Genomic DNA, 12,660 nt, shown 5'->3' with positions numbered 1-12,660 from the left:
GAAAACGAGGTGCCCATGCTGTCGCTGATCCAAATCCTGCTGCTGATCCTGGACATCGTCTGGTTCATCATCCTGGCCCATGTGATCATGAGCTGGCTGATCAACTTCCAGGTCCTGAACCTGCATCAACAGCTGGTCGCCCAGATCTGGTACGGCCTGAACCGCCTGCTCGAGCCGATCTACGGCCCGATCCGCCGCATTCTGCCCAACATGGGCGGTCTGGACCTGACGCCTCTGGTGGTGCTGATCGGGGTCTATGCGCTGCGGATCATCCTCATCAACAACGCGGTCTATTTCTACTGACCTCTTGTTCCCCGATTCCGACTGTGTGATTGTCCGTTCAAGAGCAGTCAAATCTTGAAACAGGGCACCCCCGCACATGTTCGACGCCGCGCCTCTGCTGCGAGATGTCTTTGGATTCGATGAGTTCCGCCCCGGGCAGGAAGAGATCGTCGATGCCGTGACCGCCGGCGAGAACGTGCTGGCCATCATGCCCACCGGGGGCGGGAAATCCCTTTGTTTTCAACTGCCTGCCCTGCTGCGTGACGGAATCACGGTGGTGATCTCGCCGCTGATCGCTCTGATGCGCGACCAGGTGCGCGGGCTGCAAGAGGCAGGCGTCGAGGCCGGTGCGTTGACCTCGGGCAACACGCCCGAGGAAACCGATGCCGTGTGGGAGGCGCTCGAAGCCGGGCGGCTGAAACTGCTGTATATGGCGCCCGAACGGCTGGCCGCTGGCTCGGCGCTGGGCATGTTGCGGCGGATCAATGTCAGCCTGATCGCCGTGGACGAGGCCCATTGCGTCAGCCAGTGGGGCCATGATTTCCGCCCCGACTACCTGCGGATCGGAGAGCTGCGGCGCGCGCTGAACGTGCCCCTGGCCGCCTTCACCGCCACGGCGGATGCGGAAACACAGGACGAGATCGTCGAGAAACTGTTCGACGGCACGCCCCCGCGCAAGTTCCTGCGCGGCTTCGACCGGCCGAACATCCATCTGGCCTTTGCCGCCAAGGACAGCCCGCGCAAGCAGATCCTGGATTTCGCCGACGCCCGCCGGGGCCAGTCGGGCATCGTCTATTGCGGCACCCGCAACAAGACCGAAGTGCTGGCGCAGGCCCTGCGCGAACAGGGCCACAGCGCCTGCCACTATCACGGCGGGATGGAGGCCGAGGACCGCCGCATCGTCGAAACCCGTTTCGCGCGCGAGGACGGGCTGATCGTGGTGGCCACGGTGGCCTTCGGCATGGGCATCGACAAGCCCGACATCCGCTGGGTCGCCCATGCGGACCTGCCGAAGTCGATCGAGGCCTATTACCAGGAAATCGGCCGCGCCGGACGCGACGGTGGGCCGGCCGAGACCCTGACCCTGTTCGGCCCCGACGACATCCGCCTGCGTCGCAGTCAGATCGACGAGGGGCTCGCCCCGCCTGAACGCCGCGCCGCCGACCATGCACGTCTCAACGCGCTGCTGGGTCTGGCCGAGGCGCTGCACTGCCGCCGCCAGACTCTGCTGGGCTATTTCGGGGAACAGGCCGAGCCCTGCGGCAAATGCGACCTGTGCGACAGCCCGCCCGAGCTGTTCGACGGCACCACGCCTGTGCGCATGGCCCTTTCGGCAATCCTGCGCACCGAGGAATGGTTCGGCTCGGGCCACCTGATCGACATTCTGCTGGGCAATGACACCGACAAGATCCGCGCCCGGCGGCATGACGAATTGCCCACCTACGGCATCGGCAAGGACTGGTCGCGCCCGCAATGGCAGGCGATCTTCCGGCAAATGATGGGCCATGACCTGGTCCGCCCCGACCCCGAACGCCACGGCGCCCTGCGCATGACCGAGGCCGCCAAGCCGATCCTGAAGGGCGAGGCGCAGATCACCCTCCGCAAGGACACGCTGCGCAAGGCCACCCGCCGGCCCTCAGTCAAGATGATGGTCTCGGACGAGGACGCGCCCCTGCTGTCGGCGCTCAAGGCCAAGCGCCGCGCGCTGGCCGAGGCCGCCCGCGTGCCCGCCTATGTCATCTTCCCCGACCGCACGCTGATCGAGATGGCGGAAAAACGCCCCATGACATTGGACGAGATGGCCCGGATCGGCGGAGTGGGCGCGAAAAAGCTGGACCGCTACGGCGACACCTTCCTTGAGGTGATCGCGGGCGAGGCGCAGGCACTACACCCGGCGCGCCGCAAGCTGGCCGGGCGCGAACAGGGCGATATCTACGACCGCCTGCTCGAGGTGCAGGCGCAGCTGGCCCGAGGCCCGGACGGGATCGACAAACCATTGAGCTGTTCGGCCGCGCAACTGGCCAAGGTGGCGCAGATGCGCCCGGACGACGCGCGCACTCTGGAACAGGTGCTGGGCGACCGCCGCGCCGAACGTTTCGCGGCCGCCTTTCTGGACGTGCTGCGCGCGGCGGGCTAGGTATCGACGGGCAGGCACGAACACGGGGGCAGACATGCTGGTGGTGATCTCTCCGGCCAAACGGCTGGACTGGGCAGAGCGGGACGTGGCACCGACCCGGCCCGATTTTCAGGACGACGCGATCCGGTTGGCGAAGACCGCGCGCAACCTGACACTGGGGGATCTGAAAAGGCTTATGAGCCTCAGCGACGATCTGGCCCGACTGAACCGTGACCGGTTCCGCGCCTTTGCCGACGCGCCGCAGCCCGAGGCCACCCGCCCAGCCGCGCTGGCCTTTGCCGGCGACACCTATCAGGGGCTCGAGGCCGCTTCGCTGGACGTCGACGAACTGGCCTGGGCGCAGAACCATCTGCGCATCCTGTCGGGGCTTTACGGCCTGCTGCGCCCGCTGGACGCCATTCAGCCCTATCGGCTGGAAATGGGTAGCCGGTTGAAGACCCGGCGCGGCAAGACCCTGTATGACTACTGGCGCGACCAGCTGAGCAAGGCGCTGAACGCGCAGGCCGAGGAGATCGGCACCGACACGCTGGTGAACTGCGCCAGCCAGGAATATTTTGGCGCCGTCGACCCCAAGGCCCTGAAACTGCGCGTCATCACGCCGGTCTTCATGGAGGACAAGGGCGGCGCGCCCAAGATCGTCAGCTTTTTCGCCAAGAAGGCTCGCGGCTCAATGGCGCGGTACATCATCCAGCACCGGTTGACCGATTTGAAGGGCCTGCGGGATTTCGACACCGGCGGCTATGTGTACCGGTCTGAGTTGTCGGAACCGGACAAACCGGTATTCGTGCGCCCCTATCAGGCCTGATCCAGCATCGAGGCATCATACGCCACCAGTTCGACCGTGTTGCCCTCGGGGTCCGTGGTAAACACGCCGCGCCAACCGATCCATCCGAACCGTTCGACGCGATAGGGCTGGCCGATTTGATCATACCAGCGCATGACGGCCTCCTGTTCCGCAAAGGGAAGAGACAAGGCGACATGGTGCAGCGACGATTGCGCCCCGGTCACGGGTTTGTCGGCACCGGTGGGGTGTAAACCCGGCCGCTGCGCTGCCCCATGGTGAAAAAGCGCCAGAACCTGTGTGTGTCCTTCGAACCCATCCGCAATCCGAAAGAATGTGATGGCGCTGTTATGACCGCCATGCAGGCGGGTCAGCCCGATGACGTTTCCATAGAAATCAACCATCGCTGCCATGTCGGCGCAGCGTATTGCGATCTCACCCAAAGCGCGGGGGCGAAAACCTCGTTCCTGTGACATGGCGTCAGCCTAGACCGCACCGGCCGGCGCGACAATGACAGGTTGCGCATCCGTCGGGCAGTTGGACTGGATCATCTCGCAAATCAGCTTCTTCTGAAGCGGTTTCGTCAGGTAGTGATCCAGCCCGGCCGCAAGGATGCTGTGCTCGTCACCGGCCAAGGCATGAGCGGTCAGCGCCACGATCGGCACATGCTGCCCTGTGCCGATTTCGCGTCGGCGAATCTCACCCGTGGCTTGCTTTCCGTCCATCTTGGGCATCGAGATGTCCATAAGGATCAGGTCCGGCGCGAATTCCGCAAAGGCTTCGACAGCCTCAAGCCCGTTGGCCACCAGCTTGAGTTCTATGTTCAGATCCTTGGTCATCTTGCTCAGGATCAACTGGTTGGTGCGATTGTCCTCGGCGGCCAGAACCCGCATCTTGCGCAGCTTCGTGTTTCCGCCGGACGATTGGGCCGGCTCCGCGCGGCAGGGCGGGGAAACAGGCGCAGGCAACACAGCGGCGCCCAGCGCCTGAAGCCGCGAGAACAGCTCGGCCCGTGGGATCGGTTTCTGAACCACCCCTTGTATCAGCCGATGGTTCGGATCGGCGTGCACGATGGCCGGGTTTGCGGACATCAGCACGATCGGAACGTCGGACCAGCCTCGCTTGCGCAGAGTTTCCGCCAAATCCAGCCCGTCCATGTCAGGCAAATCGTGATCGCAAAGGATCAGGTCGATCGACGCTTCCACCGCCCTCAGCGCTTCGGTGCCTGTGGCGCAAACCGTCACCTCGGCCCCCAAACGCCGCAGCTGCTTGTTCAGAATGGCCCGATTGACCGCCAGATCCTCGACCACGAGGACATGTTTCAGCCTGTCCGCCAAGGCAGGCGGAGCCGGTTGAGGGCCTTCGGCGGTGGGCAGCGTGATGCGGAACCCAAAGCACGATCCCTTGCCGGCCTCGCTCTCGACCCAGATCGAGCCACCCATCAAGGTAATCAGGCGTTTGGTGATGGCCAGACCAAGGCCAGTGCCGTCAAAGGCGCGGGTCTTTTCGTTTTCAACCTGATTGAACTCGCCAAAGATGTGCTCGATCTTGTCCGCTTCGATGCCGATTCCGGTGTCTTCGATCGCAATATGGATGTCGCAGGTCTTCTGATCGGCATGCGGTACTCCGGTGACCCGGGTCAGAACATGGCCATGGGCGGTGAATTTGACCGCGTTGCCCACCAGATTGGTCAGCACCTGACGCACCCGGCCTGGATCGCCCACGAACAGCGTCGGCAGGAACAGGTCATAGTCGACCAGCAAGGTCAGCCCCTTGTCGCGCACCGTGGGCTGCAGCAGCATCGCAACTTCGAGGATGCAACGCTCAAGATCGAAATCCTCGGGATGCAGCACAAGCTTGTCCGCTTCGATCTTGGAATAGTCCAGAACGTCATTGATGATGACCAGCAGCGCGTCCCCCGAATTGCGGATCGTCTCGACATAAAGCCTCTGCTCCTCATTCAGAGGGGTTTCCGACAGCAGGTCGGTCATCCCGACGATGCCATTCATCGGGGTCCGGATCTCATGGCTCATATTGGCAAGGAAAGCCGACTTGGCCCGGTTGGCGGCCTCGGCCTTTTCGCGCGCGGCTTGCAGTTGCGCCTCATGCTGGACCGAGGCCGTGATGTTCAGGGCCAGACTGACCACATCGCCGCCCTGCCCGCGCTGGTCGATCAGCTTGATATATTGCCCATTCCACAGCTGGATCACTTCGGGCGGCGGGTTGATCCGGGTCCAGCGGCGCATCATGCGGGTTTTCCACGCCTCGGCCGGTTCCGACCCGATATCGATGATGCCCTCTGTGGTCAGCAGATCAAGAATGCGGGTATAGGAAATCCCGGGCGCGACCTCATCCAGTCCTTCGAATACGCTCAGATAGGCCGTATTTGCGCTGATCAACCGGTCACTGCCGTCGAAGAAGGCGAAACCGTCCTGGATCGTTTGGATCGAGTGCCAGAGGCGGCGTTCGGCCACTTCGATCTTGGCATTTGCAACGGTCAGGTCCGATTTGACCTTTTCATTCTCGCCACGCACGGATTCGACCTCGGCCTCGGTCTCGCCGATACGTTTGGTCAGGGCCATCGCATATTCGCCCAGCTTGCGATTGGCCTCCGACAGTTCACTCTGCTTGAGTGCAAGCATGCGTTCGGCGGCCAGACGCGCCCGCCGTTCCTGTGCCAGTTTTTCTGCAAGACTCATAGTCATCTTCCCGATCGGTTCGGGATCAGCATTCCCGCAGACCGTGAAAATCTGTTTAAGGCCAAAGGCCGGTCAGCGCCGTCCTTCGCGCAGCCAGCCCGCCAGCAGGAAGCCACCCGCCAGCAGCAGCACCAGCCAGGGAGGCAACAGTCCGGCCTGGGTCACGTCACGGGTTTCATATGCCTCGCGCGGGGTCAGACCGATCCAGCCACGCCCGGCCGCAGGACGCCCGGCGCGCACGTTGCGGATTGCCGGCAGCCCATCCTCGACCCGGATTACCCCGCCGCGCATGGCCGCCATGGCCGGCGCGAGGATCTCGGCTGTTGCGATGGTGCGTTCGAATTCCCGCGGCGCCGCAGGGCCAAGGCCGATGACCGAGGACAGCTCACCTTCCTGCAGGCGATAAAGCCCAATTTCAGGGCCGAAATACTGCGCCTCGAACCGGCCGGGGGACAATTCTCGCAAGGGCACTTCAAGCGTGTCGCCATTGGGTCGGGTGACCGTGACGGGGCCAACCTCTTCGTTCAGGGTCTGGCGGATGATGCGCATTGACTGCCCGTTGGCCTCTGCCCACAGCGCCTCTTCTTCAAGCTCGGGCTCTTTCATCATCCAGTGGGCAAGGCGGCGCAGCAGTTCCAACTGCGGGCCACCGCCCTCGTATCCGCGGCTCCACAGCCAGGCGTGGTCCGAGGCCAGCAACGCCACGCGCCCTTCTCCCACCCGGTCCAGAACCAGCAGCGGACGGTCGTCGACGCCGGTCATCAGCAACTCACCCGAGCGCTGTTTCACGTCGATCTGCCTCAGCCATGCGCCCCAGTCGCCCGTCTCACCCAGATCGGCGGTCACCGGATGACGCTGGCCCAGGTCTGTCACCGTGGGCACGTAGCGTTCTTCGATGACCCGGGCGGAGGGTTGCGCCGGCAGGATCGCAGACAGGGGCGAGCGAAAGATGCTGTCGGCGGTGGCAAAGTCGGGTCCGGCCGCAATCAGCACCGCACCGCCGTCATTGATGTAGTTGGTCACGTTGTCCAGATAGATCGCGGGCAGGATGCCGCGCCGCTTGTAGCGGTCAAAGATGATCAGGTCGAAATCGTTGATCTTCTCCAGAAACAGCTCGCGCGTGGGGAATGCGATCAGCGACAGTTCGTCCACCGGAACCCCGTCCTGTTTCTCGGGTGGGCGCAGGATGGTGAAATGCACCAGATCGACCGAGCTGTCGGATTTCAGCAGATTGCGCCAGGTTCGCCCGCCCGGATGCGGCTCGCCCGAAACCAACAGAACCCGAAGCCGGTCGCGCACGCCGTTCATCTGGATCAAGGCGGTGTTGTTGCGGTCGGTCAGTTCGCCGTCGGCCTGCGGAACCGTGAACTGGATGACGTTGCGCCCGCCATGGGGCAGGGTCACCGGCAGCTCGACATCCACACCGATCGGGATGCTGAACTGCTGCGGCTCGCCCCCGTCCACCGCAATCTCGAGCGGGGCGGACGCCGGACCGGCGGGCACCGCGCCACTGTCCTCGACCCGCAAGGTCAGAGTGACGGGCTCATCGATGATGGCAAAGGCCGGCGCATTACGCACGATCAGGCGGCGGTCCCAGTCCTGCGCGCGACCGGTCTGCAACAGGTGCATCGGCGCGGGCAGGTCGGGGGCCTGATCGACGTCATGCACGATGCCGTCCGACAGGACCAGAATTCCGGCGATCCGGGCGCGCGGTTCCTCGGCCAGCGCGGCATTCAGCGCCGCCATCACCTGGGTACCTTCGTCTCCGTCGCCGTCGCCCACGGTGATGCGGCGCAGTTCGGTGTTGTCGCGGGCCTCAATCTCGGCGGCCAGGGCCTCGGCGGTCTGCGCGGTCTGTTCGGCGCGGTCCGACAGGGTTTGGCTGGCGCTTTCATCCTCGATCATCAACACGATGTCGGTCAGCGGGGCGCGGTCCTCGATCTGGTAGACCGGGCCGGACAAAGCCGCCAGCAGCACCAGCGCCGCCAGTCCGCGCAACGCCCAACCCGACAGCCCGCGCCACAGCGCCAGAACCGTCGCGGCCAAAGCGATCGAACCGATGACCACCAGCACAGGCCACGGGATCAGCGGGTCAAAGATGACGGAACCGGTCATTGGCCCAACCTGTCAAGCAGAGCAGGCACGTGCACCTGATCGGATTTGTAGTTCCCGGTCAACACGTGCATGACCAGGTTGACGCCGAACCGGTTGGCCAGCTCGCGCTGGCGTTCTCCGGCATAGCCGCGCCCGACCGGCAGCAACGCCTGCCCGTTCCGGTCGATTGCCCAGGCCCCGGCCCAGTCGTTGCCGCCAATCACTACCGGAGTGACGTTATCGTTGAGGTTGCGGAAGGGCATGCCTTCGATCTGTTCGGCGTCCAGGGGCGCGGCCTCGACCCAGACCTCGGTTCCGGCAAAGCGGCCGGGGAAATCCTGCAACAGGTAGAACGCACGGGTCAGGACGTGATCGCGGGGAACAGGCTCTAACGCAGGGATATTCAGCGGCGCAGCCAGTTGCTGCAGCTTGCGCCCATTGGGGCTCGAGGCGCCGAACCCGGCGATGTTGGCGTCCCGCGTGTCAAACAGGATCATCCCGCCGGACCGCAGATAGCCGTTCAGCTTGGCATAAGCCTCGGCCGAAGGCTGGGGCTGATCCGGTGTGATCGGCCAGTAGAGCAGCGGGAAGAAGGCCAGTTCGTCACGTTCGAGGTCCACGCCCATGGGCTCGGCCGGTTCGACGGACGTGCGGTAAAACAGGGTTTGCGACAGGCCGCGCAGCCCGGCATGGGCGACGTCGTCAATCTGGGCATTGCCGGTCAGTACATGGGCCAGCACCAATTCCTTGGTCGCCTGCAGGGCGAATTCAGTCTCCTCGGGCGTCTGCGCATGCGCCTGCGGTGCGATCAGAACCGCACCCAGCGCGACCGCCGCCGCCCGCGCCAGCCCCAGACGCCCCGACAGCGCCAGCGAGGCCACGACGTCAACCGCCAGCAGGATCAGGGCCAGGCTCAGCAGCAGACCCCCGATCGGCGTCTCGGCACTGACCTCCTGCCCCTTGATCGGCACATCCGCAGGCCAACTTATCGGGCGCAGCGTGCTGTCCTCGGTGAGCACGTTCAGGGCCAGTTTCTGCTTGCCGCTTTCATACAGACCCGGGCGCAAGTCGGGGCCAAGGGCGCCGGATACCAGCGCCGGGCCATCGACACCGGCCAGATTGCCCGCATCAGACAAGGTTCCGAACCCGTCCATCACCTGAATCGGCTCCCACGTGGTGCCTTGCAGCTGTTCGACCTGCCGCGTCTTGGCGGCCGAGGCCACGGCCAGCCGGTCCAGCATTTCGACGAACAGGCCCGACAGCGGCAGAGTCGACCATTCGGCATCGGCGGTGACGTGGAACAGCACCACCTGACCCAGGCCCAGTGGCTTGCGCGTCACCAGCGGGGTGCCATCCGACAGCGCGGCGATCACCCGGTCGGCCAGGTTCGGGTCGGGCTGCGCCATCACCTGGGTGCTGACGGTCACGTCGTCTGGAATGCGCAACCCGTAAAAGGGCGAGCCTTCCTGGAAAGGCGCCAGCCCCTTGGCTTCGCCCCAGCTCATCGCGCCGCCGACCGAGCGGCCACCGCTGCGCAGCCGCACCGGCAGCAACGTGTCTTCGGCATCGCGGCCCAGATCGCTGCCTGCCATGTGCGGACCGGCAAAGCGCAGCAACAGCCCGCCCTGTTCGACCCATTCGACCAAACCGGCCTGTTCGCTGGGGGTCAGCTTGGCCACATCGGCCAGCACGATCACATCCGGGTTGGCGGGCAGAACCTCGGTCAGCCCGCCCTCGACGAAATCGGCGGTGGGGATCAGCACCTGCGTCAGGTAGTGCAGCGGCGACAACAGCTCCAGCCCCTCGCGATTGACGGTTCCGGCGATCAGGGCGACCTCGCGCCGGCGCAGGCTGTCATCGGTCAGCGACACCGCCCCGGCCGACCGCTGGCCCTGCAGCTCGAACCGAGTGATGCGGGCGCGCAGTTCGGACGGCAACGCCAGATCGGCCTGCGCCTGGGTCGCGCCGCTGTCAAAGCTGACCTCGACCGATTGCAGCAGGCGCATCACGCCCGCAGGGTCGCGCCCCTGCGCATTGATGGTGACGGTCTGCGCCGGACCGGGTGTGGCGCGCACCGCGGTCAGCCGGATCGCCCCGTCCTGATAGGTGGCCGGCCGCAGCGCCAGGATCGGCGCCGCCGCGCGATAGACCGTGACCGCGCCCCGCGCCTGAAGTGCAGACAGCAGGGTTTCACGGCCCGGATAGTCCAGCTTGTCGGTGAACCAGTGCGTGTCGAACCCGCCCTCGACCGCCGACAGGTCGGCCAGCGCCTGTTCGATCTGCGCCGCGTCCGGCTGCCACGGCTGCGGAACCAGCCCGGGCAGGCGGTTGCGCCAGGCTTCGGCGGCCTGGAAAACCGGCGGTTCCGGCTCGGTCAGTCGCAGAATCGACACCGGGCGCCCGGCCCGCCCGGCTTCGGTCAGCTGCGCGTCGATCTGCTCCAGCGTGGCGGGCCAGCGCGTGGCCCCGGCCCAGCTGGCATCCAGCACCAGCAGCAGCGGCCCCGATCCGGTTTGGTCGCGCGACGGGTTCAGCACCGGGCCGGCCAGACCAATGATGATCGCCGCTGCCGCCAGCATCCGCAGCAGCAGCAGCCACCACGGGGTGCGGTCGGATACACTCTCGTCGTCCTTCAGGCCCAGCAAGAGAGTCACCGCCGGGAACAGCCGGCGGATCGGCGCGGGCGGCACGGCGCGCAGGATCAGCCACAGGATCGGCAGGGTCAGCAGACCCAGCAACACCCATGGCGCGGTAAAGCCGATGCCCGCCAGAACCGTCATCGCGCCCCTCCGTCCAGCGCACGATAGAGCCACAATAGGGCCGCCTGCGCGCTGTCGCCCGTATGGTGCAGGCCCAGCTGCCAGCCGGTGACGCGGCACAGGCGGGTCAGGTCATCCTTGCGCCGCGCCAGCCGCGCCAGATAGCGCTCGCGCAGGTCGCCGGCCTTCAGTGTCTCGTGCCGGACCGTGCCGCCGACGCTTTCGAAGATGGTGCGCCCGCGATAGGGGAAGTTCTCCTCGCCCGGGTCCAAAACCTGCAGCAGCACACCGCGCACGCCGCGGTCGGCGGCCTTAGTCAGGGCCAGTTCGACCTCGTCCAGCGGGCCGAGGAAGTCAGAGATGAACACGGCGCGGGCATGGGGGATCATGGCGCGGTGCTCGGGCGGGGCATAATCGGCCTCGGTATCTTCGGACAGGGCCTGCGCCAGCCGGATGATCTGGGCATTGCCGCGCCGGGGCGGCAGGGTGGTTCCCGTCAGGCCCACACGCTCGCCCCCGCGCACCAGCAGGATCGCCGTTGCCAGCCCCAGCAGGCGGGCCCGGTCGGCCTTGGTGGGCAGGGATTTATCGGACGCAAAGCGCATCGAGGCGCCCTGATCGACCCACAGCATGATCGACTGCGCGATCTGCCATTCGCGTTCGCGCACATATTGCTGATCGCCGCGGGCCGAGCGCCTATGGTCGATCATCCGCCGGCTGTCACCGATCTGGGCCGGCCGGTATTGCCAGAAATCATCGCCCAACCCCGAACGCCGCCGGCCGTGATCGCCCAGCAGCACGGTTCCGGCCAGGTGTTCGGCCCGCGCCAACAGCGGCGGTAGCCGGGACGCCTCGGCCTCGGATCTTTCGCGAAGGGTGCGGGCCGCGTTCACGCCGCCGCCTCGGCCCGGACAAGCCCGGCCGCGGTGGTTTCGATCAGGTCGGCCAGGCTGTCACCGCGCGCCCGCGCGGCGAAGTTCAGCGCCATCCGGTGGCTGAGCACCGGGCGCGCCATGTCCAGCACGTCCTCTGCATTGGGGGCCAGCCGGCCCTGCAGCATCGCCCGCGCCCGCACCGTCATCATCAGCGCCTGCGCCGCGCGCGGACCGGGGCCCCAAGCGACGGTCTCGGACACACGCTCGGTCACGCCGGGTTCTTCGGGGCGGAACGCGCGCACCAGATCGAGGATCAGTTCGACCACCGACTCGCCCACCGGCATCCGGCGCAGCAGAATCTGCGCGGCCAGCAATTCTTCTTTGGTGAAGATCTGGTGCGCCTCCTCCTCGGCCACGCCGGTGGTGGCCAGCAGGATGTCACGCTCGGTCTGGCGGTCGGGATAGTTCACGTCGATCTGCACCAGGAACCGGTCCAACTGGGCCTCGGGCAGCGGATAGGTGCCCTCCTGTTCGATCGGGTTCTGGGTGGCAAGCACATGGAACGGCACGCCCAGCGCGCGGTCTTCGCCTGCGACGGTCACCGTGCGTTCCTGCATCGCCTGCAACAGCGCCGACTGGGTGCGCGGGCTGGCGCGGTTGATCTCGTCCGCCATCAAGAGTTCACAGAAGATCGGACCGGGAATGAATCGGAAATGGCGGCTGCCATCCTCGGCGGTGTCCAGAACCTCGGACCCCAGAATGTCGGCCGGCATCAGGTCGGGCGTGAACTGGATGCGGTTGCCATGCAGGCCCATGACCGTCGACAGGGTTTCGACCAGCCGCGTTTTGCCCAGGCCCGGCAGCCCGATCAGCAGGGCATGACCGCCACACAGCAGCGCCGTCAGCGTCAGGTCGACGACCCTCTCCTGCCCGATGAAGCGGCGGGTGATCGAGGATTTGGCCTGTTGCAGTTTCTCTTCCAGCGCTTCGATCTCGGAGACGAGGTCGGCAGGTTCGGTCATGACTTTCCCTT

9 protein-coding genes are annotated in these 12,660 nt (G+C 65.8%); 3 read left to right on the top strand and 6 right to left on the bottom strand.

Features of this window, described 5'->3' with window-relative positions:
• Positions 1-15: 15 nt before the first annotated feature.
• The 3 genes from ACR0MM_RS11050 (at position 16) to yaaA (ending at position 3,224) form a co-directional block, all read left to right on the top strand.
• Positions 16-303: a YggT family protein gene (locus ACR0MM_RS11050; RefSeq protein WP_005980077.1), complete on the top strand. Its 288-nt coding sequence runs from the start codon at positions 16-18 to the stop codon at positions 301-303.
• A 76-nt stretch (positions 304-379) separates the two neighbouring features.
• Positions 380-2,419, top strand: a complete 2,040-nt coding sequence (gene recQ / locus ACR0MM_RS11045; protein WP_480696137.1) for a DNA helicase RecQ — start codon at positions 380-382, stop codon at positions 2,417-2,419.
• Between the two features lie 34 nt (positions 2,420-2,453).
• Entirely contained in the window at positions 2,454-3,224 is a 771-nt protein-coding gene (yaaA, locus tag ACR0MM_RS11040) for a peroxide stress protein YaaA (RefSeq protein ID WP_480696135.1), read from the top strand.
• Here the strand turns inward: yaaA and ACR0MM_RS11035 are convergent.
• From ACR0MM_RS11035 to ACR0MM_RS11010, 6 genes are all read right to left on the bottom strand, one after another.
• On the bottom strand, positions 3,215-3,676 hold the full coding sequence (locus tag ACR0MM_RS11035) for a VOC family protein (protein ID WP_480696133.1): 462 nt from the start codon (positions 3,674-3,676) through the stop codon (positions 3,215-3,217). The genes yaaA and ACR0MM_RS11035 overlap by 10 nt on opposite strands.
• Before the next feature lie 9 nt (positions 3,677-3,685).
• The gene (locus tag ACR0MM_RS11030) at positions 3,686-5,899 is read right to left on the bottom strand and encodes a response regulator (RefSeq protein ID WP_480696131.1); all 2,214 of its coding nucleotides are present in this window, start codon (positions 5,897-5,899) and stop codon (positions 3,686-3,688) included.
• Positions 5,900-5,971: 72 nt separating this feature from the next.
• Positions 5,972-8,014, bottom strand: coding sequence for a hypothetical protein (locus tag ACR0MM_RS11025; RefSeq protein ID WP_480696129.1), 2,043 nt, complete (start codon positions 8,012-8,014; stop codon positions 5,972-5,974).
• Positions 8,011-10,773 carry a DUF4159 domain-containing protein gene (locus ACR0MM_RS11020; RefSeq protein ID WP_480696127.1) on the bottom strand — a complete coding sequence of 921 codons (2,763 nt, stop codon included), beginning with the start codon at positions 10,771-10,773 and terminating at the stop codon, positions 8,011-8,013. The genes ACR0MM_RS11025 and ACR0MM_RS11020 overlap by 4 nt, the downstream gene beginning before the upstream one ends.
• Positions 10,770-11,645, bottom strand: coding sequence for a DUF58 domain-containing protein (locus tag ACR0MM_RS11015; RefSeq protein WP_170457197.1), 876 nt, complete (start codon positions 11,643-11,645; stop codon positions 10,770-10,772). Before ACR0MM_RS11015 ends, ACR0MM_RS11020 begins: the two co-directional genes overlap by 4 nt.
• Positions 11,642-12,649 (bottom strand): AAA family ATPase, encoded by a 1,008-nt coding sequence (locus tag ACR0MM_RS11010; RefSeq protein ID WP_170588323.1) that lies wholly within the window; start codon positions 12,647-12,649, stop codon positions 11,642-11,644. The genes ACR0MM_RS11015 and ACR0MM_RS11010 overlap by 4 nt, the downstream gene beginning before the upstream one ends.
• Positions 12,650-12,660: the final 11 nt, after the last annotated feature.

This window comes from Ruegeria sp. BC6 (assembly GCF_056539185.1).
Note: the sequence above shows the minus strand (reverse complement) of the source record. Positions and strands in the feature narration are given on the sequence as shown.